This is a genomic window from Rhodoferax sp. EU05-FHT12H12, from assembly GCF_058791215.1.
The window spans coordinates 61738-83129 of record NZ_JBYTDI010000005.1 but is presented as its reverse complement, the minus strand read 5'-3'; the positions used below and the strand labels follow the sequence as shown (position 1 = coordinate 83129).

General features: G+C 64.2%; 21 protein-coding genes and 1 riboswitch. Of the genes, 11 read left to right on the top strand and 10 right to left on the bottom strand.

The window, feature by feature from the left end; genetic code table 11:
* The 6 genes from AC3WS7_RS14890 to AC3WS7_RS14865 all read left to right on the top strand — a co-directional run bounded on the left by AC3WS7_RS14890 (position 1) and on the right by AC3WS7_RS14865 (position 5044).
* Positions 1-366 carry a DoxX-like family protein gene (locus AC3WS7_RS14890; protein WP_492656907.1) on the top strand — a complete coding sequence of 122 codons (366 nt, stop codon included), beginning with the start codon at positions 1-3 and terminating at the stop codon, positions 364-366.
* Positions 363-839: a DUF2269 family protein gene (locus AC3WS7_RS14885; protein WP_492656906.1), complete on the top strand. Its 477-nt coding sequence runs from the start codon at positions 363-365 to the stop codon at positions 837-839. The genes AC3WS7_RS14890 and AC3WS7_RS14885 overlap by 4 nt, the downstream gene beginning before the upstream one ends.
* A gap of 309 nt (positions 840-1148) precedes the next feature.
* Positions 1149-2174 carry an iron-siderophore ABC transporter substrate-binding protein gene (locus AC3WS7_RS14880; protein WP_492656905.1) on the top strand — a complete coding sequence of 342 codons (1026 nt, stop codon included), beginning with the start codon at positions 1149-1151 and terminating at the stop codon, positions 2172-2174.
* Positions 2171-3199 (top strand): FecCD family ABC transporter permease, encoded by a 1029-nt coding sequence (locus AC3WS7_RS14875; protein WP_492656904.1) that lies wholly within the window; start codon positions 2171-2173, stop codon positions 3197-3199. The genes AC3WS7_RS14880 and AC3WS7_RS14875 overlap by 4 nt, the downstream gene beginning before the upstream one ends.
* Complete coding sequence (locus AC3WS7_RS14870; RefSeq protein WP_492656903.1) at positions 3196-4224, top strand: FecCD family ABC transporter permease; 1029 nt, start codon at positions 3196-3198, stop codon at positions 4222-4224. Before AC3WS7_RS14875 ends, AC3WS7_RS14870 begins: the two co-directional genes overlap by 4 nt.
* A gap of 4 nt (positions 4225-4228) precedes the next feature.
* Complete coding sequence (locus AC3WS7_RS14865) at positions 4229-5044, top strand: ABC transporter ATP-binding protein (RefSeq protein WP_296471766.1); 816 nt, start codon at positions 4229-4231, stop codon at positions 5042-5044.
* Positions 5045-5090: 46 nt separating this feature from the next.
* Here the strand turns inward: AC3WS7_RS14865 and AC3WS7_RS14860 are convergent, their stop codons facing one another.
* Positions 5091-7205, bottom strand: coding sequence for a TonB-dependent siderophore receptor (locus AC3WS7_RS14860; protein ID WP_492656902.1), 2115 nt, complete (start codon positions 7203-7205; stop codon positions 5091-5093).
* 156 nt (positions 7206-7361) lie between these two features.
* Positions 7362-7455: riboswitch (TPP riboswitch) on the top strand.
* Positions 7456-7515: 60 nt separating this feature from the next.
* Between AC3WS7_RS14860 and AC3WS7_RS14855 the strand changes: the two genes are divergently transcribed.
* Genes AC3WS7_RS14855 through AC3WS7_RS14845 form a run of 3 tightly spaced genes read left to right on the top strand, consistent with a single transcriptional unit; the run spans position 7516 to position 10808 of the window.
* Entirely contained in the window at positions 7516-8547 is a 1032-nt protein-coding gene (locus AC3WS7_RS14855) for a thiamine ABC transporter substrate-binding protein (protein ID WP_492656901.1), read from the top strand.
* 16 nt (positions 8548-8563) lie between these two features.
* Positions 8564-10144, top strand: coding sequence for an ABC transporter permease (locus tag AC3WS7_RS14850; RefSeq protein WP_492656900.1), 1581 nt, complete (start codon positions 8564-8566; stop codon positions 10142-10144).
* Positions 10137-10808 (top strand): ABC transporter ATP-binding protein, encoded by a 672-nt coding sequence (locus AC3WS7_RS14845; protein ID WP_296471758.1) that lies wholly within the window; start codon positions 10137-10139, stop codon positions 10806-10808. Before AC3WS7_RS14850 ends, AC3WS7_RS14845 begins: the two co-directional genes overlap by 8 nt.
* A 14-nt stretch (positions 10809-10822) precedes the next feature.
* Here AC3WS7_RS14845 and AC3WS7_RS14840 read toward each other — a convergent pair whose 3' ends face one another.
* From AC3WS7_RS14840 to AC3WS7_RS14800, 9 genes are all read right to left on the bottom strand, one after another.
* The gene (locus AC3WS7_RS14840; RefSeq protein ID WP_492656899.1) at positions 10823-11662 is read right to left on the bottom strand and encodes a substrate-binding periplasmic protein; all 840 of its coding nucleotides are present in this window, start codon (positions 11660-11662) and stop codon (positions 10823-10825) included.
* Positions 11663-11727: 65 nt separating this feature from the next.
* Positions 11728-12381, bottom strand: coding sequence for an ABC transporter ATP-binding protein (locus AC3WS7_RS14835; protein ID WP_492656898.1), 654 nt, complete (start codon positions 12379-12381; stop codon positions 11728-11730).
* Complete coding sequence (gene miaA / locus AC3WS7_RS14830) at positions 12378-13352, bottom strand: tRNA (adenosine(37)-N6)-dimethylallyltransferase MiaA (protein WP_492656897.1); 975 nt, start codon at positions 13350-13352, stop codon at positions 12378-12380. Before miaA ends, AC3WS7_RS14835 begins: the two co-directional genes overlap by 4 nt.
* Positions 13349-14764, bottom strand: a complete 1416-nt coding sequence (locus AC3WS7_RS14825; protein WP_492656896.1) for an MATE family efflux transporter — start codon at positions 14762-14764, stop codon at positions 13349-13351. Before AC3WS7_RS14825 ends, miaA begins: the two co-directional genes overlap by 4 nt.
* A gap of 46 nt (positions 14765-14810) precedes the next feature.
* Entirely contained in the window at positions 14811-15986 is a 1176-nt protein-coding gene (locus tag AC3WS7_RS14820; RefSeq protein WP_492656895.1) for a glycerophosphodiester phosphodiesterase, read from the bottom strand.
* A gap of 76 nt (positions 15987-16062) precedes the next feature.
* Complete coding sequence (locus AC3WS7_RS14815; RefSeq protein WP_492656894.1) at positions 16063-16956, bottom strand: DMT family transporter; 894 nt, start codon at positions 16954-16956, stop codon at positions 16063-16065.
* Positions 16957-17051: 95 nt separating this feature from the next.
* A complete protein-coding gene (locus AC3WS7_RS14810; protein WP_492656893.1) occupies positions 17052-17648 on the bottom strand; it encodes a PEP-CTERM sorting domain-containing protein in 597 nt (198 codons plus the stop codon).
* A 138-nt stretch (positions 17649-17786) separates the two neighbouring features.
* Positions 17787-19211, bottom strand: a complete 1425-nt coding sequence (gene trhP / locus AC3WS7_RS14805) for a prephenate-dependent tRNA uridine(34) hydroxylase TrhP (RefSeq protein WP_492656892.1) — start codon at positions 19209-19211, stop codon at positions 17787-17789.
* Positions 19208-19486 (bottom strand): hypothetical protein, encoded by a 279-nt coding sequence (locus AC3WS7_RS14800; protein WP_492656891.1) that lies wholly within the window; start codon positions 19484-19486, stop codon positions 19208-19210. The genes trhP and AC3WS7_RS14800 overlap by 4 nt, the downstream gene beginning before the upstream one ends.
* On the opposite strand from AC3WS7_RS14800, the gene AC3WS7_RS14795 reads away from it, so the two are divergent.
* Both AC3WS7_RS14795 and AC3WS7_RS14790 read left to right on the top strand, forming a co-directional pair.
* A complete protein-coding gene (locus tag AC3WS7_RS14795; protein WP_296471738.1) occupies positions 19485-20075 on the top strand; it encodes a GbsR/MarR family transcriptional regulator in 591 nt (196 codons plus the stop codon). The genes AC3WS7_RS14800 and AC3WS7_RS14795 overlap by 2 nt on opposite strands.
* Complete coding sequence (locus AC3WS7_RS14790; RefSeq protein WP_492656890.1) at positions 20062-21387, top strand: cytochrome ubiquinol oxidase subunit I; 1326 nt, start codon at positions 20062-20064, stop codon at positions 21385-21387. Before AC3WS7_RS14795 ends, AC3WS7_RS14790 begins: the two co-directional genes overlap by 14 nt.
* The last annotated feature ends 5 nt before the right edge of the window (positions 21388-21392 follow it).

Genomic DNA, 21392 nt, shown 5'->3' with positions numbered 1-21392 from the left:
ATGGGACACGCTGAGTCGCGTTGGCTGCGTTACAGCCTGATTTTTGTGTGGTTGACTACCGCAGTGGTCAGCGTGCAGGAGTTGCAGGGCCAAAGCCGCATGCTGCTGGCGGCCAGCGGTGTGACGGATGTGCGCCTGGCCAATCTCCTGGTGTGGGCGGGGGCTGCCGTGGATGCCGTGTTGGGACTGCTCTTGCTGGTGTGGCCGATACGGCGTGTCTACGGCCTGACCCTGCTGGTGATGCTGGGCATGACCGTGGTGGCCACTTTCATGCAGCCTGCGCTGTGGTTGCATCCGCTGGGGCCCTTGACCAAGAACGTGCCCATTGCCGTGGTGTTGTGGATATTGATGCGGAGGTCGCAGTGAGCCTGTATGTATTCCTGAAGTGGGTGCACATCCTGTCCAGTGTTGTGCTGGTGGGTACCGGGTTTGGCACCGCGTTTTTCTTCTTCTATGCCAATCGCAGCGGCGTGGTGGCCGCGCAGGCTGTCGTGTCGCGCCTGGTGGTGCGGGCCGACACCTGGTTCACTTCGCCCGCCGTGGTGATCCAGCCCATCACGGGGCTGTGGATGGCCTATTTGGTGGGTTACCCCTGGGCTACGCCGTGGCTGATCGCAGCGGTAGCGCTCTACCTGTTCACCGGCGCCTGCTGGACACCCGTGGTCGCCTTGCAGTTGCGCATGGCCCGGATGGCGAAGGTGGCGCACGAGACCGGAGAACCCTTGCCCGCGCTCTATTGGCAGTACGCGCGCCGCTGGGAGGCATTGGGCTATCCCGCTTTCATCGCCATGCTCGCGGTGTTCTACCTGATGGTGGCCAAGCCGGCTTTATGGGCGTAGGCACCGAGCTCGCTCACGCGGCATTCTGGGAAATTTCAAGACTCTTTTGATTCCCCTGTATCCGTATCGTTGCATTGGGTTTTGAGACAAGAATGCGCCCAGCGATGGGTGTATCGGCTTGACCCACCGAGACGCGGGATAAGAGCAAGTGGTTGTGGAAGCGCTGTGAACGAAAGCTCTACACCAGCTTACAAAAAGCCAATGGCACGGTTCACTTGGTTGTCTGGAGGGGGATGCTTTAGACACAGTCTGTTAATGCAGCCCAATTACAATCAATTCTTATTACTGTTTGCATTTAAAAACTTGACTATGGCTTTCTCACGCCACCGCATCTTGGGCCTGTTGCTCTGCGGGCTGGCACTCCAGGCGCTCCCCGCAGACAAAGCCACCAACGTCGGTAAAGCCGATTTCCTCCCAGCCCACGCCGCCCCGCGTAAGCTGGCCGCTGATCTGGGCAGCAGCGCGGCCGATGGCGTGTTTCCGCGCAGCGTGGCGCACTACCTGGGCAGCACGCGGTTGGCCCAGCCACCGGTGCGCGTGGCGGTGCTGTCCACCGGGCAGAACGACGGCCTGTTGACCTTGGGCTTGGTGCCGGTGGGCACCACCCGCGACGACCAGGGCCGCCTGTACGCCGACTACCTGGCCCAGGGCTTTGCTCCGCGTCAGGCCGAGATGCGCCGTACCGCCGACCTTGGCGTACGCAGCGCGCCCGACCTGGAGGTGCTGGCCGCCCTGCGCCCCGACCTGATCCTGGTCAACAAGGCCATGTTGACGCCACAGATGCACGCCTTGTACCAGCGCATTGCGCCCACCGTGGTCACGCGCGGCAACGGCGTGAACTGGAAGATCGACTTCCTGCTGCTGGCCGACGCCCTGGGCCGCAGCGAGCAGGCCCGCGCCTGGCTGAAGCAGTACCACGCCGATGCCAATGCCCTCGCCCAGCATTGGCAAGCCGATGCAGCCCCCAGCGTGTCCTTCGTGCAGGCCAATGCGGTGCGCAACCGCATCATGGGCGTGCGCTCGTTTGCCGGCAGCATCGCCGAAGACGCCGGCCTGCAGCGCCCGCCCAGCCAGCGCTTCGCGGGCAATTCGCAGGACATCAGCGGCGAGCTGCTCGACCAGGCCGATGCCGACTGGATCTTCTACGCCGCGCGCGATAAGTCCCTGCCCGGCCTGACCGGCTCGCCCCTGTGGCCGCGCCTGCGCGGTGCAGCCCAAGGCCATGCGGTGCGCGTGGGGCTCGACCCGTTTTATCTGAACGCCGGCCCGCTGGCCGCGCGCACCGTGCTGAGCACGCTGGCGCGTACCGCAGCCACTGCATTGCCCAATCCATGACCGTCTTTCCCTCCACCACCCCGGCCCGCCGCGCCGCCCGGGGCCTGGGCCTGATGCTGTTGCTGGCCGCCCTGTTGGGGCTTGTGCTGGCGAGCATTTCATTCGGCTCGCGCCCGATTCCGTTGGCCAGGCTCTGGCAGCTGATGTGGCAGCCGGACGGCAGCGTCGAGTCCGCCATCGTCTGGCAGATGCGCATGCCGCGCACCGCGCTCGGCCTGGCCGTGGGTGCAGCACTTGGAGTCGCCGGCGGTCTGATGCAGGCGCTGACGCGCAACCCGCTGGCCGACCCCGGCCTGCTCGGCATCAATGCCGGTGCGGCGCTGGCGGTGGTGCTGGCCATGTCGGTGCTGGGCATAGGCAGCTACATCGGCTATGTGGGCTTTGCATTGCTGGGCGCGATGCTGGCCGCCGTTGGCGTGTATGTGCTTAGCAGCGGCGCCGCGCCCAGTGCGCAACGCGTGCGCCTGCTGCTGGCGGGCATGGCCATCAGCGCCAGCCTGGGCTCGTGCACCGGCATCATCACCTTGTACGACAGCAACACCTTCGACGCCTACCGCTTCTGGGTGGTCGGCGCGCTCGATGGCCGCAATGCCGACGTGCTGTGGCCCATGCTGCCCCTGGTGCTGGTGGGCTGCGCGATTGCGCTGTGGCAGGCGCGTGCGCTCGACGCCATCGCCCTGGGCGACGAGTTCGGCCAGGCGCTGGGCCTGCGGCTCAAGCCCGTGCGCATCTGGAGCTTCGTCGCCATCGCCCTGCTGTGCGGCGCGGCCACGGCCGCCGCAGGGCCGATTGCGTTTGTGGGCCTGGTGATTCCGCATGCGGTGCGCCTGCTGGTCGGGCCGCACTGGCGCTGGATACTGCCCTACGGTCTGCTGGCCGGCCCCGTGCTGGTGCTGGGCAGCGACATCGTGGGCCGGCTGATCGCGGTGCCCAGCGAGATCGAGGTGGGCATCGTCACCGCCTTCATAGGCGCGCCGGTGCTGCTGGCCCTGGTGCAGCGCAGCCGGCGCGGGAGCGCGGTATGAACCTGAATCTGAACAGCGGCATCTGGGCCGAACTCGCACACCACCGCACCCGCATCGTACTTGGCGTGCTGTTGGCCGTCGGCCTGGTCGTGACGCTGCTCGGCCTGCGCCTGGGCAGCTACGACCTCCCTTGGGGCCGCTTCTTCGCCACCTTGTGGGACGGTGGCGAGGACATGGGCCGAATGGTGTTGATCGACCTGCGCCTACCGCGCGCCCTGGTGGCCCTGGGCGCGGGCGCGGCACTGGCCACGGCCGGCGCCATCTTCCAAAGCCTGTCGCGCAACCCGCTGGCCAGCCCGGACATCATCGGCCTGACAACAGGCTCGGCCACCGGCGCACTGGTGATGATTCTCTGGCTCGGCGACCAGGCACTCAACGTGCCGCTGGGCGCGCTGGTCGGCGGCCTGGCCACGGTGGCGCTGGTCTATCTGTTCAGCCTGCAGCGCGGCATGCAGGGGCAGCGCCTGGTACTGATCGGCCTGGCGGTTGCGGCCATGCTGGCCTCGGTCAACGACTTCCTGCTGACCCGCGCCGAGCTGGACCAGGCGCTGCAGGCCAAGATGTGGCTGCACGGTAGCCTGCAAGGCAGCGGCTGGCTGCAGGCCCAGCGCCTGGGCCTGGGCTGCGCCCTGTTGCTGCCGCTGGCCTGGCTGCTCAGCCCGCGGCTGCGCCTGCTGGAGATGGGCGACGAACTCGCCACCAGCCTGGGCCTGAATGTGGGTCGCAGCCACAGCTATCTGACCCTGGTGGCCGTAGGCCTGACCGCGCTGGCCATCGCCTGCGCCGGCCCTATCGGCTTCATCGCCCTGGCCGCGCCACAACTCGCGCGTCGCCTGTGCCGCGCGCCGGGCATCGGCCTGTGGGCCGCCGCGCTGATGGGCGCGGTGCTGTGCGCTAGCGCCGACCTGCTGGCAAGGCTGGTGCTGGCGCCTTTCCAAATCCCCGTAGGCCTGGTCACCAGCGCGCTGGGTGGGGCGTACCTGACTTACTTACTAGCCCGCGAATGGCGAAGCCACGACCTCTGAACCCATGTACATACCCACCGTCTCCCGCCTCCGTGGCGAAAACCTGACCCTGGCCTACGGCGACACCCGCGTGGCCGAGCACCTGAGTGTGGCGATTCCCGACGGCGCCTTCACCGTCATCGTCGGCCCGAACGCCTGCGGCAAATCCACCCTGCTCAAAGCCCTGGCGCGGCTACGCACACCGCAAGCCGGCCAGGTCTTTCTGGACGGCGCGCTGATCGGCAGCTACCCCACGCGCGAAGTCGCCCGCCGCTTGGGTCTGCTGCCGCAAACCGCCATCGCCCCCGAAGGCATACGCGTGGCGGAGCTGGTGGCGCGCGGCCGGCATCCACACCAAAGCCTGTTCGGCGGCTGGACGGCCGAGGACGACCGCATCGTCGCCCAGGCCTTGCGCGCCACCGCTATCGAAGACTTAGCCGACCGGCTGGTGGACGAACTCTCCGGCGGCCAGCGCCAGCGCGTCTGGGTGGCCATGGTGCTGGCGCAAGACACGCAGTTGCTGCTGCTCGACGAGCCCACCACCTACCTGGACCTGGCGCACCAGATCGACCTGCTGGAACTCTTCCGCGACTTGAACCGCCACCAGGGCCGCACCCTGGTCGCCGTGCTGCACGACCTGAACCACGCCTGCCGGTATGCGGATCATTTGGTCGTGCTGCGCCAGGGCCAGTTGGTGGCCCAGGGCGCGCCGAAGGAGATCATCACGGCGGCGCTGGTGGAGCAGGTGTTTGACTTGCCGTGCCGGATCATCGAAGACCCGGTGTCCGGGACGCCGCTGGTGATCCCTGAGGGGCGAATACGCGTTCCCAGTGCTATATAAAAGATAGCTTCTATCGTCCATTCTGTATGGGCGATAGGCTAGTTTTTTATAAATCTACCTTCAGTGTGAGTTTGGCGGTACGTGGCGCACCTGCTGCCAAGCGCGTGCCGCCAGCGGCCCAGTATTGCTTGTCGGCTACGTTGTCCATATTGAGCTGGAGGCTGGCTTTGTAGCCGGCCACGCGGGTCGCATAGCGGGCGCCCATGCTGTAGATGGTTACGCTGTCCAGCCAGGCTTGGTTCAGGTCGTTGACTGGACGTGGACCTGTGTAGTAGGCGCCACCGTTCACAGACAGACCGGGTACGCTGGCTAGGTCATATGACAAGAAAGCGCTGGCGGTGTGCCTTGCTGTGTTTTCCGGGGCTTTGCCGTTGTAGGTGGCATTGATGTTGCGGAACTCTGCATCCAGCCACTGGGCGGAAGTCTGCCATGCCAGTTGCTTGGTGAGTTGGCCTTGTGTGGCCAACTCTAAGCCGGAGTAGTGCTGCTCGCCATCTGCCGTGTAGATGTTGCTTGCATTGGTGTAGTAGCCTGGGCGGCTGATGTCGAAGAGCGCGGCCGACACCAATGTGTTCTCTGTGGTGCGCCAACGCATGCCCAGCTCTTTTTGCTGGCTCACGCCGGGGGGCAGGCGTTCACCCACGTTGGCTGTGCCGGTGGGTGCGGTGTCGCCTTGCTCCAAGCCGTTAGCGTACGAGGCGTAAACGGACAGGTCAGGTGTGAATTTGTGGACCAGTGCGGCCATGGGGGTGCTTTTGTTGTCGTCGTAATGTGCGGTGCCCTGGTTGCTTTGGTAGCGGCTGTGGCGCAGGCCTAACATCAATTGCCATTGTTGGTTGAGTTGGATCTGGTCGAGTGCGTACACGCCGGTGTCTCGCGTGTCCAGCGCAGCGGTAGTGGGTGAAGTGGGGATCGCACCATAAACCACGCTGGTGATCGGTACTGGGTTGTAAAGATTTTGTGAGGCGATGGTGTAGATCTGCTGGTAGATCGGGTCCTGGCGGTAGTCGGTCTGGCTGGCCCCTAGCGTCAGGTTGTGCTGCATACCCAGCGTGGAGAAGGTTCCAAAAACCTCGGCACGAAGCATGTCTGCTTTCGCCTGCAAGGTCTGGATGTTGCCGCGGATACTGCCTGCACCGGTGGCGACGGCTGCATTGTTGGTGAAGCTGAAAATGGCCAAATTGCGATCGCGCGTTACTTGCGATTGCCCCGCCTCCATGGTCAGTGCCCAGTTGTCGTTCAGGGAGTAGTCGGCCCGTACCTGCGCGTTGCGGGTGTTGGTCTCAAATGTGGATATGTCCGGGCCCACCAGTTTTTTTGCGTCGATCGGGTCGGGCAAAGGGATCACGCCGTTCACAGCTGTTCGCAGTGCCACACCGACTTGCTCGGTTGTTTTGCGCTTGTCGCTTTCCAGATCCACGCCAAGCTTCAAGCGGCTGTTGACACGCCAGTCGAGTGCGGCAGAGGTAAAGCTGCGTTTGCCGTCGCTTACACCGTCCATGTAGGAGCCCAGTGCACCACCCGCTGCATTGACGCGCAGGCCGAACTGCTGCTCGTCGCCGAGTTGGCGGCCGATGTCTACGGTCGATAGGGCGGTACCGTGTTGGTCCAACACGAGGCCAAGGGACGTGACTGGATCCACACTGGCGCGTTTGGTCACTAGGTTGACGACGCCCGCTGGCGATGTAAAGCCGTAGTACAGAGCCGAAGCGCCTTTGAGTACTTCCACGCGCTCTTTGTTTTCCATGGAGACCTGGCCGAAGTTCAGCAGTGGCATGGAGCCGTTGAGGCGGTAGTTGCTGCGGTTTTCGACGCCGATACCGCGTACCACCAGTTGATCCCAGGTTTCGCCACCGTTTTGCTGGCGTGTTACGCCTGCGGTGTTGCGCAATGCGTCGTACAGGCCGGCGGCTCCTTGGAGTTCCAGCACCTCGCGGGTGACGACGTTGACCGTGGAGGGCACATCCATGATGTCTGCGCCACGAAAACTGCCTGCCTCCACTGTTATTGGGGCAAAGCCTTCGGCAGTCGCTGCCTGCACCGTGACCGCGCTGAGCGATTTCACTGGCGAGGGTTCTGCATCTTGGGCCCAAGCGCTATGGGTGCTGAACAAGGCGGACAGGAGAAGAGGAAGTGGGCGGAGTCGATGGGGACGGGGCATGGTAAGCAGCAATAAGGGGGGTAAATAAATTCGTTTGACGATTTGCATTTTATGTAAACACGAATGCAAATTATTTGTATTTATGTAAAGTTGCAATGCTGCGGACCATCAGACTCACGGCACCTACAGCGTCTATCGCTTGCACCCTACAATCCACACTTCCACCGGGGGTGTCCGTCACAGGACTGAGAAATACCCCATGTACCTGATCTGGGTTATGCCAGCGTAGGAAGTGTGAGAAGCCTGTCCCGTCTTGCGGGTGCCGGTTTTTGATGCGACCTGTGGCTGGCGCATTGAAAGCGAGCACACCATGCAACACGGGATTTTTTCGTTTCTGAAGACCACGCTGGGCACAGCCCTGCTGACCGCCGGCCTGGCAGCGGCACACGCGGCCGATCTGCGCGTGCTGACCCACAGCTCTTTTATCGTGCCCAAGCCGCTGCTGGCGCAGTTTGAAAAAGACAACGGCGTGAAGCTGCGCATCACCAAGGGCGGTGACGCGGGCGAGATGCTCAACAAGCTCATCCTGACCAAGGCCAACCCGATTGCTGATGTGGTCTACGGCATTGACAATGCGCTGGCGCCCAAGGCCCTGGCCGCCGACGTGCTGGACAGCTACACGGGTGCGGCGGCCAGCCGCAAGCCCGCCGCTGAACTGCCCGCACCGCTGGTGCCTGTGGACTACGGCTATGTGACGCTGAACTACGACAAGGCCTGGTTCGCCAAGAATGGCGTGGCCGTGCCCAAGGCGCTGGAAGACCTGGCCCAGCCCGCCTATGCCAAGTTGCTGGTGGTGCAAAACCCCGCCACCAGCAGCCCCGGTTACGCATTTCTTTTGGCCACCATCGGCGCCATGGGCGAAGACAAGGCCTTTGATTTCTGGGCCAAGCTGCGCGCCAACGGCCTGAAGGTGGCCAAGGGCTGGAGCGAGGCCTACTACACCGAGTTCAGCCAGAACGGTGGCAAGCACCCCATCGTGGTGAGCTACGCCACCAGCCCGGCGGCAGAGCTGTTCTATAGCAAGACCAAACTGGCCGAGCCGCCCACCGCATCCCTGAGCCTACCCGGCGCCGTGTTCCGCCAGGTGGAGGGCGTGGCGTTGGTGAAGGGCGGCAAGGAGCGCGCCGCGGCCGAAAAATTTGTCGAGTTCATGCGTTCTGTGCCCGTGCAGCAGGGCATGCAAACCGAAATGTGGATGTACCCCGCCGAAGCGGGCGTGGCCAAGTCGGACGCCTTCAAGTTTGCGCCGGAGCCCACCGCCTTCCACGCGCCCAGTGATGCCGACATTGCCGCCAAGGGCGCGGACTGGGTGGCACGCTGGACCAAGGTGGTGCTGAAGTAATTCACCGCCCCTGACCATGCGCCACCGCGACCCGGCGCAGCCCCGGGCGGGCTGGGCCTTGGCCTTGTTGCCACTGGTGTTTTTGCTGGTGGTGCTGGTAGCGCCTGCGCTGCGCTTGCTGGTGGAAGGCGGGCGTGGTGATGCGGGCGTTGCTGCCTTGTTCGCGCCGTGGCTGGACCCGTATTTGCGCGGACGCATGGCCTGGTCGTTCTGGCAGGCCGCCATCACCTGCATCGCCTCGCTCCTCCTCGGCCTGCCCATGGCCTGGGTGCTGGCACGCTTTGAGTTTGCGGGCCGCACGCTGATCCTGCGTGGGCTGATGCTGCCTTTTGTGGTGCCCACGCTGGTGGCGGCCATGGGTGTGCTGGCGCTCTTGGGGCCGCAGGGCCTGCTGGAGCGCCTGGGCGGGCCGGATTTGCAGGGCACGCCCTGGTTGTTGCTCTACGGCAATCTGTTTTTTAACCTCTGTGTGGTGGTGCGTGCGGGGGCGGACGCGCTGGGGCAGGTGAGTGCCTCGCGCGTGGCCGCGGCGCGTACGCTGGGCGCCACGCCCTGGCGCGCCTTCTGGCGCGTGGAGTGGCCGGCCATTGCGCCCTGGTTGGCCTCGGCGCTGTGCCTGGTCTTCCTCTATTGCTTTGCGGGTTTTGGTCTGGCGCTGGTGCTGGGCGGGCAAGACTACGCCACCGCCGAGGTGGAGATTTACACCCTGGTGGCGCACGAGCTGCAACTGCAGCAGGCCGGCGTGCTGGCGGTGTGGATGCTGCTGCTGACCGCACTGGTGGCGCTGGCCTATGCCGCCATCGAACGGCACCTGGCCACACCCGGCCGTGCGGACCGTGTACCGCGTGTGCCGCCGCAGGGGGTGGCGCAGTGGGCTGCGGTGCTGGTGGTGGTGGCCATTTACATGCTTATTTGTGCTCTACCGCTCATGGCTATTGCGCAAGCAGCTATCAATTCAGGAGCGGAGGCCTGGGCCGTGCTGCTGGAAGAAGACACCTTGGCGGCGCTGTGGAACACCGCGCGCTTCACCGCACTCTCCTTGCTGTTGGCAACCGTGCTGGGCCTGGCGCATGCGCTGGCGGCGCGACGTGTGCTGTGGCTACGGACGCTGGTGTTTCTGCCCTTTATCGTGTCACCAGTGATGGTGGCGTTTGGCTTGCTGCTGCTGTACCCGGCCTGGACCGGCAGCTTCAGCCTGCTGGTGGCGGCCTATGCCTTGTTGGCCTACCCGTTTGTGGCCAAGTCCATCGCGTCTGCCCTGGACAGCCTGCCCGAGCACTACCTGGACGCCGCGCGCAGCCTGGGCGCCAGCCCATGGCGTGCGTTTGTGCGTGTGACGCTGCCGCTGCTGGCGCCCGCACTGCGCCGCGGCATGGCGTTTGCTGCGGCCACCGCCGTGGGCGAGTTTGCGGTGACGCTGTTTTTGTCGCGCCCCGAATGGGCCACACTCACCACCCTGATCTACCAACACCTGGGCCGCCCTGGTGCAGCCAACCGCAGCGCTGCGCTGGTGCTGGCCTGTGTGCTCATGGGGCTAGCGCTGCTAGCCTTTGTGCTGATTGAAACCAAGCCCTCTGAGGACCGCGACCATGCTTGAGCTGCAGGCCATCTGCAAACACTGGCAGCCCGCCCATGCACCGCGTGGTGCGGCACCACGCGTGCTGCTGCAAGACCTGCAACTGCAGGTGCGCCCGGGCGAGACGGCGGCGCTTTTGGGGCCCTCGGGCAGCGGCAAAAGCACGTTGCTCAAGATCGTGGCCGGGCTGGAGCCGCCCGAGAGCGGGCACGTGCTGTTTGCGGGGCAGGACATTACCGACACCCCGCCCGAGCGGCGCGGCTTTGCGCTCATGTTCCAGGACTTTGCGCTGTTCCCTCACCTGAACGTGCAGGACAACGTGGCCTTTGGCCTGGTGGAGCAGGGCCAGCGCAAAGCCGCGGCACGCGAGCAGGCATGCGCCATGCTGCAGCGCTTTGGCCTGCAGGCCTATGCCAAATCCAAGGTGTGGCAGCTGTCAGGCGGTGAGCAGCAGCGCGTGGCGCTGGCGCGTGCGCTGATCACCCAGCCGCGCGTGCTGCTGCTGGACGAGCCGTTCTCCGCGCTGGACGCCGAGCTGCGCCTGCAGCTGCGCCAGGAGTTTGTGCAACGTATTGCCGAGTTCCAGATGGCCACCATCTTGGTAACCCACGACGAGACCGAGGCGCGTGCCATGGGCACACGTGGTTACCGGCTGGTGGACGGGGCGCTGGCGCCGCAGTGGTGAGGCCGCGCGCAGCGCTACTTGCTGTCGCGCGGCCGGATGCTCTCTTTGAGCAGGTTGGCGGGGTAGTAGGTTTGAAAACTCTTCCACAGCGTGTTGGCGACGGTCGGGCGATTCAGCAGGGCCAGCAATGTGGCGCTGTCTTCTTTGCTGAGGGAGTTTTTGGAGATGTAGAGGCCGTTGTCGCCCCACGGCAGCTCGGCAACCGGGTCGAAGCGCAGTTTGTCCGCCAGGTCACTGACCCGTGCATCGTCCTGGATGGCTCCGGCAAAAATCACCGGCGCCATGATGGTGACATCGCCGGGGTTGGCCTTGAGCACACGGGCCACCGCCAGAGGGTCTGACTCCAGCACCAGCCGGTTGTGCCGCTGCAGGGCCTCTACCAGCTCCTGGTAGGGTTGGCCGTAGTCAAAGCCGCGTACCAGCACCACGCGCACGTCTTTGCGCTCGAGCAGGTCATACATGCTTTTGAAGGGCGCGCGCCGCGCGTCAAGCGAAATGATGGTGGCCCGGCTGCGGGTGAGGGGTACAAAGATGCCGTGTTCATCGCGCCGCGGGGTCTTGACGGCAGGAACCAGCAGGTCCGCCTTGCCGGTTTCAAACAGCAGCTCTTGGCGCGCCCGTGGCATCGGGCTCAGCACAAATTCGCAGCCGTCTTTTCCGCCCAGCGAGCGCAGCAGTTCGGGGTAAATGCCGCTGATCGTGCCCTCGCTGATGATCACGCTCTGCCCGGTGGCTGATACGGGCACTTGCATAGGGCGGCTGCAATCGGCCTGTGCGGCCAAGCTGCACAGGGCGCAAAACGTGGTGGTCAGCAGGGTGCGAAGGCTGGTGTGGGCACGGCGTTGTGTATCCATGAAAACCAGTCTAGCGCAAGCACGCTTGCTTGTGTTGCCAGGGGTCTCGCCGAGGGGCTTGCCGCTCAGGACGGTGGCACCATGCCATCGGCCCGCAGGTGCAACACGCGGTCGGCCTGGGCGGTGGCGGCCAGCGAATGGGTGACCAGCACCAGCGCCGTGCCATGCTGGCGGGTTTGCGCGACCAGGGCGTCCATCACCTTGGCGGCGGTGGTGGGGTCCAGGTTGCCGGTGGGCTCATCGGCCAGCAGCAGGGCGGGCTGGTGCACCAGGGCGCGTGCTATGGCCACCCGCTGCAACTGCCCACCGCTGAGCTGCTGGGGCAGGCGCGCACCCAGTCCGCCCAGGCCCACCGCTTCCAGCAGCGCCTCCACCCGCGCCGGGTCGGGCCGGTTCAGCAGCAGCAGGGGCAGCGCCACGTTTTGCGCCACGTCCAGGTGCGGCAGCACATGGAAGGCCTGGAACACAAAACCCACGGCCTCGCGGCGCAGCAGGGCGCGTGCGTCATCGTTCAGGCTGCCCAGGTCGTGCCCGGCCAGCTGCACGCTGCCGCTGTCCCAGTGGTCCAGCCCGGCCATGCAGTTGAGCAGGGTGGACTTGCCCACGCCGGATTCGCCCACGATGGCGACAAACTCGCCGGGCGCGACGTTGAGTGAGACGTTGGCAAACACCGGCGTACTGCCGTAGTGCTTGCTGAGGTGCTGGACGCGCAGGGTCATGGGGCGGCGCGTTGGGCGAGTGTGTTGTCTACCAGTGCGAGCACTTGCGCCAGCGCATCGGGTGCATCGGCGGGCACCACCCGGCGCTGCGGCATGGAGCGCAGCCAGGTGATCTGTCGCTTGGCGAGCTGGCGCGTCGCGAAGATGCCCTTGTCGCGCAGTTCGGCCAGGGGCCACAGGCCGTCCAAGGCCTCCCAGGCCTGGCGGTAGCCCACACAGCGCACGCTGGGCAGGTCCAGGTGCAGGTCGCCACGTGCGCGCAGGGTCTGCACCTCGTCCAGAAAACCCTGCGCCAGCATGGCGTCAAAGCGCTGGGCAATGCGGGCGTGCAACCAGGCGCGGTCTGCCGGTTCCAAGGAAATAAGGGCTCTAGCCCTCGTGGAGTCTGCGTGAGCAGCTTCTGTTTTGATAGCAGCGTTGGCCGCATGGAAGTGCGAGAGCGGCAGGCCAGAGATGCGGTACACCTCCAGCGCACGCTGGATGCGCTGGCTATCGGCCGGGGCCAGGCGCGCGGCGGTGATCGGGTCCACCTCAGCGAGCTGGGCATGCATGGCGGGCCAGCCTTTCTCGGCCGCTTCGGCATCCAGCGCGGCGCGCACCTCGGGGTTGGCGGCGGGCATGTCGTCCAGCCCGTCAAACAACGCCTTGAAGTACAGCATGGTGCCACCCACCAGCAGTGGCAGCTTGCCGCGCCCGGCGATGTCGCAGATGAGCGTCTGCGCGTCGCGTACAAACTCGGCGGCGCTGTAGGCGTTGAGCGGGTCGCGGATGTCAATGAGGTGGTGCTGCACGGTGGCCAGCTCGGCGGCGCTGGGCTTGGCCGTGCCAATGTCCATGCCGCGGAAGACCAGCGCGGAGTCCACGCTGATGATCTCGCAGGGGTGGCGTGCTGCAATCGCCAGTGCGGCGGCCGTTTTGCCACTGGCGGTGGGACCGGCCAGGCAGATGTGGAAGGGCAGGGCGGTGTTCATATGCTGCGGGCTTGCCCAGGCAGGTGGTCCAGCGCCACCTTGCGCAACAGCAGCACCAGGCCCACGGCGGCTACCGTGAGGCCCACCACCAGTGCGATCCAGAAGCCCTGGGCGCCCATGGCCTGGGCCGGGTGCCAGGGCAACCACTGCGGCGCCAGGCCCAACACGCAGCCCAGTGGCAGCGAGAAACCCCAGAACGCGGTGAGGTGGATCACCATGGGGCTGCGCGTGACCTTGTAGCCACGGATGGCGCAGCTGACCACCACCTGGGTCGAGTCCGACAGCTGGAACGCCGCGGCCAGCAAGAGCAGATTGGCGGCCAGCGCCGCCACGGCCGCATCATTGGTGTAGGCCCAGGCAATCTGGTGCGCACACAGGGCCATGGTGATGGCTGATACCACGCCAAAACCCAGGCCGGCGTTCACCCCCACCCAGGCCCGAAAGCGTGCCGCCACCGGGTCGCCCGCGCCCAGCGACTGGCCCACGCGCGTGAGCAGGGCAATGCCCAGGCTCAGCGGCACCATGAAGACCAGGGAGGTGAAGTTCAGCGCGATCTGGTGGGCGGCCACCTCGCGGCTGCCAAACTCGGCAATCAGCAGGGCGATAAGGCCGAAGGCACTGGTTTCGGCAAAGTAGGTCACGCCAATCGGAAAGCCCAGTTTCCACAGCGCCGTCAGTTTTTCCGGGTGCGGCCATTCCCAGCGGGCAAACGGCCAGGTGCTGCGGTAGGCCGGTGCAAACCGCATCCACACCAGCAAACCCAGAAAGTTGAGCCACACACACAGCAGCGTGGCCCAGGCGCAGCCCAGCCCGCCCAGGCGCGGGAAAGGCCCCACGCCAAACACCAGCAGCCAGTTCACCAGTACGTTCAGTGCCAATGCGGCGAGCGACATCACCATGATGGGTTTGGTCTGGTTCAGGCTGGCGCTGTAGCCGTAGAGCACGCGGTAGCAGGTGAAAGCCGGCAGGCCAAAGCTGATGATGAAGACAAAGCCGCTGGCCACCTCGCGCACATGGGGTTCGATGTCCATGTGGTCAAACACCCGCGCGGCCACGTTGACCAGCACCATGGCACACAACCCCACGCCCAGCGCCTTCCACAGGCCCTGGCGCACCAGGTGCGGCACCTTGTCAAATTCCTGGGCGCCCACGTGGTGGGCCACCAGGGGGGCGACCGACATCATCAGCCCCATGAGGGTGATGATGGTGATGTTCCAGATGGAGACGCCCAGCGAGATGCCGGCCAGGTCGTGCGCCGAGGCGTGGCCGGCCATGGCCACATCCACCACCGACATGCCCACATTGGCCAGCTGTCCGATCAGGATGGGCCAGGCCAGGTGCCACAAGGCTGCCAGTTCGGTGCCTGTGCGCCGCAGGCGAGAGGGGGAAGACGGGGGAAGAATGGCAGACATGGGCCTGCCATTCTAGGGGCGCGGGCTTGGCCCTTGGGCGTCGTGTTTACTTGCCGTCGCGTGCCGACACCGCGGTGTCTGGGAAGTCGCTGAACAGGCCGTCCACCCCCAGCGCGAAGAAACGTTTGTACTCGGCTTTGGGGTCGCCCTTGTAGTCGGACAGCAGGCCGGGGGCCTCGCTGCGGAAGGTGTAGGGGTGCACAAACAGGCCTGCGGCGTGGGCATTTTTCACCACATCGGTGGGGGGCAGGGCTACGCGGTCAGCGTCGCTGATCTTGCCATCGCCGTTCAGGTCACGCGGCTTGCCGTCAGTGCCCAGCACTTGGGCGGCGCTGGCCAGGTAGGGCTTCCAGGGGCCAATGCCGTCGGCATAGGTTTTGACTTCGGCCAGGCCTTTGGGGGTCAGCAGGTCGGGGAAGGTCCGGCCGTCTTTGGCCACGGCAAAGTCATAGGGCTTGTCGAAAGGGGCCACCAGGGTCACGTTGCCCTTGGCGTCCACATCGTCGGCGTCCACCAGTTGCACCAGGCGCACCTGGGTCTGCTTGCGCAAGGCCTTGAGGTTGGACACCTCGAAGGACTGAATGATGACGGGCGAGTCTTTGCGGGTGTAGCCGTACTCGGCCAGCAGGGCCAGCAGGCGTGGCTCGATGGGCAGGCCGGCGTCCACGTGGTAGGTGGGGTGTTTGGTTTCAGGGTAGACGCCGATGGTGCGGCCTGTGCGGGTGGTTTCGCTCTTGGCGAGCTCCAGAATTTCACGGAAGGTGGGGATCTGGAATTGGCCGTCAAAGGACTTGTCGCGGGCGGCATTGGCTTGCTTGGCGCGCAGGGTGCGCAGCTCGGCCAGGGTGAAGTCGGTGGCAAACCAGCCGGTCTCGTTGACGCCGTCCACCTTGCGGGTGGTCTTGCGGCTGGCGAACTCGGGGCGGGCGGACACATCGGTGGTGGCGGTGATGTTGGGTTCGTGGCGGGCCACCAGTTCACCGTCTTTGGTGACGACCAGATCGGGTTCGATGAAGTCGGCGCCCAGTTCCACGGCCTTTTTGTACGAGGCCAGGGTGTGCTCGGGCAGGTAGCCGCTGGCACCGCGGTGGCCGATCACCAAGGGCTTGGCGCCGTTCAGCGTGGGGTAGGCGGGGGTCTGCAGGCCGGTGTTGGCGCAAGCCGCCAGCAAGGCAGCGGCAGACAAAGCCACTGCGGTGGCGGTGAAACGAATGCGTGTCATGGAATGTCCCTGGGAGTTGAAATGACCAGCGGCGGATGATGGTGCCGCCGTGTGACCAAGCCATGACAGTGCGGTTTCAGGGTTTGGCGTCGATCAAATCCAGCCAGCGCTGCAGGGGGTTGAAACCGGTGATCAGGGCGCTGGCCAGCAGCACCAATGCGCCGCCGATCAGCAGGCCGCTGCCCAGTGCCTCGCCCAGAAACAGGCGCCCCCACAGCACCCCAAACACCGGCACCATGAAGATGGGGCTCATGGCAGCCACGGGGGTGACATGGCGCAGGATACGCAGGTGGGCCCAGTAGGCCAGTCCCGAGGTGACGATGCCCATGACGGCAACGGCCATCAGCGCCTGGAGCGTGAACTGCGCCTGCGGCAGGCTGTAGGCGGCACCAGGCAGCAGCATGAGCAGCGACAGCGCGTGGATGCCAGCCGCAATTTGCAGCGGCTGCAGGCGGCCCACTGCCTGTTTGGTGATGGGGGCAGAAAAGCCGTAACAGGCGGAAGCCAGCACACATGCACCCACGGCCAGCACCACGCTGGCCGAGAGTTGCACCGGCCCCAGGCTCACGATGAAGGCCACACCTGCAAAGCCGCACACGCAGCCCAAAACCTTGCGCATGGTGATGGTGTCTTCCCCCATGCGGGCCGAGGCAAACATGCCAAAGATCACGGCCGTGGAATTGAGCAGCGCGCTGTAGCCCGCGGGCAGCTGCAACCCAGCCCAGGCAAACAGCAAAAAGGGTGCGGCCACCGAAAGTGCACCAATGATGGCCAGCGTGCGCCAGTGCTGCCAGGCCCAGGGTTGGCGCATGGCCCGCATCAGCAGGGCCAGGGTGGCGGTGGCCATGCCCACACGCAACAGGGCTAACACATTGGGGCCAAACACCGGGCTGGCCATGCGGATGAACAGAAAAGACGCGCCCCACAGGGCGGACAGCGCAACCAGTTGCGCGAAATATTTGGTTTTCATGCGTGGAACATTGTCAGCCCATGCACGGCATTCCCTGGCGTGGAATTCACAAATAAAAAAGGGAGCCTAGGCTCCCTTGGTGTCGTGTGCCGGGTTCAACCTTGCCGGGCTTTGCGTCGCTGTGCGATAGTGGCCAACAGCCCCAATCCTGCCAGCATCAGGGCGTAGGTTTCGGGTTCTGGCACTGCGGTCACAGGAAGGGTTTGGGACAGCAAATCACCCGTGCTCTTGGTTTGCGTCAGTGTCTTGTAAAAGTCCACTTTGAGGTGTGGAGCGGAAAAATCCAGGGTCTTGCCAATGGCTGCCGTGAAGTTGATGGTCCAGCTCATGGAGCTGGTCAATGCAGCCAAAGGCGAAAACGTGAAACAGGCACCGCCAGACGCACCACCTGCGCATCCGTTGGCGTTCAATTCTTGGTTGCCCTCCACCACAGAGGAAAACGAAGGGCCACTCACCACAGATGCCGCAGTGAAATCACCAATGTCCTTCAGTGCGAAGGCCTTCAGATACTGCACGCCAGTCCAGTTGCCGGTAGCCGCATTGGCATTGTCTATCGTCAATTGCAACGTGTCGCTGTCCACGGCGTAGGTGCTGAAGGTGACACCTTGGAAGGTCAGGCTATTGCCGGCCATGGACGACACAGACGATGCCAAGCCGATGACAGCGACGCCCAATATCTTTTGGTAGTTCATGGTGACTCTTTGCACAGTACAGGTTGATCTGTAAACAAATGTAATTCACCTGACTCCGGGCTCCAATAGTCCGTTTGGACCTATTTAGGCCTGTGTCGGGTCATCCGGTCTGGATAACCCCGGGTGCCGCCCCACGCCTCAGCCAGGGACAAGCGCCGGAAGTTGTGCGGACCTGTCGGGCAACTCTGCGCCAGCTGCGCCCATTTCTGCCACATAACGCGCCACAAACGCGCCCACAGCCTTTTCCGGCAAGTCCACCCACACCGTGTGCCCGCTGCCGGGGGCCACGTCCATGAACGCGCCCTCTGTGTTTTCCATGCGTTGCAAAGTCACATCGAAGTTGCCTGCGGGGTGGATGATCTCCAGCCGGTCGCCCACGGAAAATTTGTTGCGCACATTCACTTGCGCCAGTCCGCGCTCCGCATCAAAGGCCAGCACATCGCCCACATACAAACTGCGGCCGCTCTCGGAGTAGCCGCGCAAATAGTTCTGCGTAGCTTCGGGCGTGTGGCGCAGGAAGAAGCCACTGGTGTAACCCCGGTTGGCCAGACCTTCGAGCTGGCCCAGCAGCTCGGGGTTGAGCGACCGGCCGGCCACAGCGTCGTCAATGGCGGCGCGGTAGGCCTGCGCGGTGCGGGCCACGTAATACGGGCTCTTGGTGCGGCCCTCGATCTTGAGCGAGTCCACCCCGATTTCCACCAGGCGCTGCACGTGCTCGATGGCGCGCAGGTCTTTGGAGTTCATGACGTAGGTGCCGTGCTCGTCTTCCTCGATGGGCATGTACTGGCCGGGGCGTTGGCTTTCTTCCAGCAGGTAGGCAATGCTCTGCTGGGCTTCGGCAGGCACACTGCTGCCCTGTCCGCAGGCGTGGCCGGCGGGAGGCGGCGAGAGCACATCACCACTGGCGTCCACTTGCGCGGTGTGGGTTTTGTAGTCCCAGCGGCAGGAGTTGGTGCAACTGCCCTGGTTGGCATCGCGGTGGTTGAAGTAGCCCGAGAGCAGGCAGCGGCCCGAATACGCGATGCACAGCGCGCCGTGCACAAACACTTCCAGTTCGGTGTCCGGGCAGTCCTGACGGATCTGCGCCACCTGGTCCAGTGACAACTCGCGCGAGAGGATCACCCGGCGGATGCCCACCTTGCTCCAGAACTTCACCGCCGCCGCATTCACCGTGTTGGCCTGCACCGAGAGGTGAATCTCCATGTCGGGCCAAGCCTCACGCGCCAGCATGATGAGGCCGGGGTCGGACATGATCATCGCGTCGGGCTTCAGGTCAATCACTGGCTGCATGTTTTTTACATAGCTCTGGGTCTTGTTGCCGTGTGGGAAGATGTTGGAGACTAGGTAGAACTTCTTGCCCAGGGCGTGGGTGTGCTCAATGCCCGCGCGCAGCACGTCCAGGCTGCCGAAATCGTTGTTGCGCACGCGCAAGCTGTAACGCGGTTGGCCGGCGTACACCGCCGTGGCGCCAAACGCAAGTGCGGTTTGCAGCATGGCCAAAGAGCCTGCGGGGGCCAGCAATTCGGGAGTGCGCAGGGCAGTGTTTACAGTGGCAGACGTCATGCCGAAATTATCCGGGCCGACCTGCGAAATTCGCCTGCGGGAAGTTTGATGCAGGTCAACCGTCGCACAATCGCAGCGCGCATGACAACCCAAGACTTCGCGCAGCGGCTTGCGCTGCCCACCCGCCCCGGCATCACTCTGGCCGAGCTGCGCGCCAAGTCATGCTGAATTGAGGTCTGGAATATCCCTTGAGATAGGTCAATAATTTTTTCCTGATCTTCATGAATTCCTGAAATTTCAGAAAATACTGAAAATTCAGGAAAGACCAGAACCATGAACCTACCTCCGCTCACGCAGCGCTTTGTGCTGCACTTTGGCGAAATGGGCAGCCGCTGGGGCATCAACCGCACGGTGGGCCAGATTTACGCGCTGTTGTATGTGTCGGCCAAGCCGCTGAATGCGGACGAGATAGGGGAGGCGCTTACCTTTTCCCGCTCCAACGTGAGCATGGGGCTCAAAGAGTTGCAGTCGTGGAACCTGGTGCGGCTGATCCACCAGCCCAATGACCGGCGCGAATACTTTCAGGCACCCGAGGACGTGTGGGCCATCTTTCGCACGCTGGCGGCGGAGCGGCGCAAGCGCGAGATTGATCCGACGCTCTCCATGCTGCGTGACGCGCTGATGGAGCAGCCCAGTGTGGCCGAAGACATCCACGCCCAGGAGCGCATGAAACAGATGCACGCCTTCATCGAGCTGATGACGGACTGGCTGGACGATGTGCAAAAGATGGACTCGACCACGCTGGCCAGCCTGATGCAGTTGGGGGCCAAGGTGCAAAAATTGCTGGAGATGAAAGACCGGGTGAAGAGTGTGTTCACTCCCGCCAAGTCCGACACCGATGGAGTGGACCATGGACAGCTTTGACCCCATCGTGCTGGCGCGTATCCAGTTCGCGGCCAATATCAGTTTCCACATCCTGTTTCCCACCCTCAGCATCGGCATGGGCTGGGTGTTGTTGTTTTTTAAAACCCGCTTCAACGCCACGGGGCAGCAGCGTTGGATGGATGCCTACCAGTTCTGGGTCAAGGTGTTTGCACTGACCTTTGCGCTCGGTGTGGTGAGTGGCATCACCATGAGTTTCCAGTTTGGCACCAACTGGCCGGGCTTCATGAACACGGTGGGCAATGTGGCCGGGCCGCTCTTGGCCTACGAGGTGCTCACCGCGTTCTTCCTGGAGGCCACCATGCTGGGCATCATGCTGTTCGGCCGGGGGCGGGTGAGTGAGCGGGTGCACACCATCGCCACCTTTTTGGTGGCTGCCGGGACCACGGCGTCCGCCTTCTGGATTCTGGCGCTCAACTCCTGGATGCACACCCCCGCGGGCTTCGAGATGATCAACGGCCAAGCGCATGTGACGAGTTGGATGGAAGTGATCTTTAACCCGTCCTTCCCCTACCGGATGACGCACATGCTGATCGCCTCGGGTCTCACCGTGGCCTTTTTGCTGGCAGGCCTCAGCGCTTACCGCTGGCTCTTGGGCGACAAAGGCGCGACCGTGCAGGCGTCCTTGCGCACGGGGCTGTATGTGGCGGCCGTGCTGATACCGCTGCAAATTGTGGTGGGCGACCTGCACGGCCTGAACACCCTGCAACACCAGCCCGCCAAGCTGGCGGCCATGGAGGGTATTTGGGACACCCAAAAGGGTGCGCCTGCGGTGGTGTTCGCGTTGCCGGACCAGGCCAGCCAAGCCAACAAATTCGAAATCGCCATTCCCAAACTCGCGTCGTTCTACCTCACGCATGACTGGAATGGAGAAATCAAAGGCATCAAGGAATTTGGTGACAAACACCCACCCGTGGCACCGGTGTTCTGGGCCTTCCGGGTGATGGTGGGGGTGGGCCTGCTGATGTTGGGCATGAGTTGGCTGGCGGTGTGGCAGGTGCGCAAGCGCGGCTTGCAGCCGTGGTTGGCACGCGTGCTGGTGGCCATGACTTTCTCTGGCTGGGTGGCGTTGCTGGCAGGCTGGTACGTGACCGAGATTGGCCGTCAGCCCTGGCTGGTGTACGGCGTGCTGACCACGGCGCAAGCCGCATCCACGGTGCCCGCCGGCAATATCGCACTCACGCTGGCCATGTACCTCACGCTGTACACCGTCTTGCTGTTCGCCTATGTGCGGGTGGTGTTTTATCTGGCACGCAAAGCGGCCACAACCGAGATGGAGGCTACCCGTGCTTGAACCCA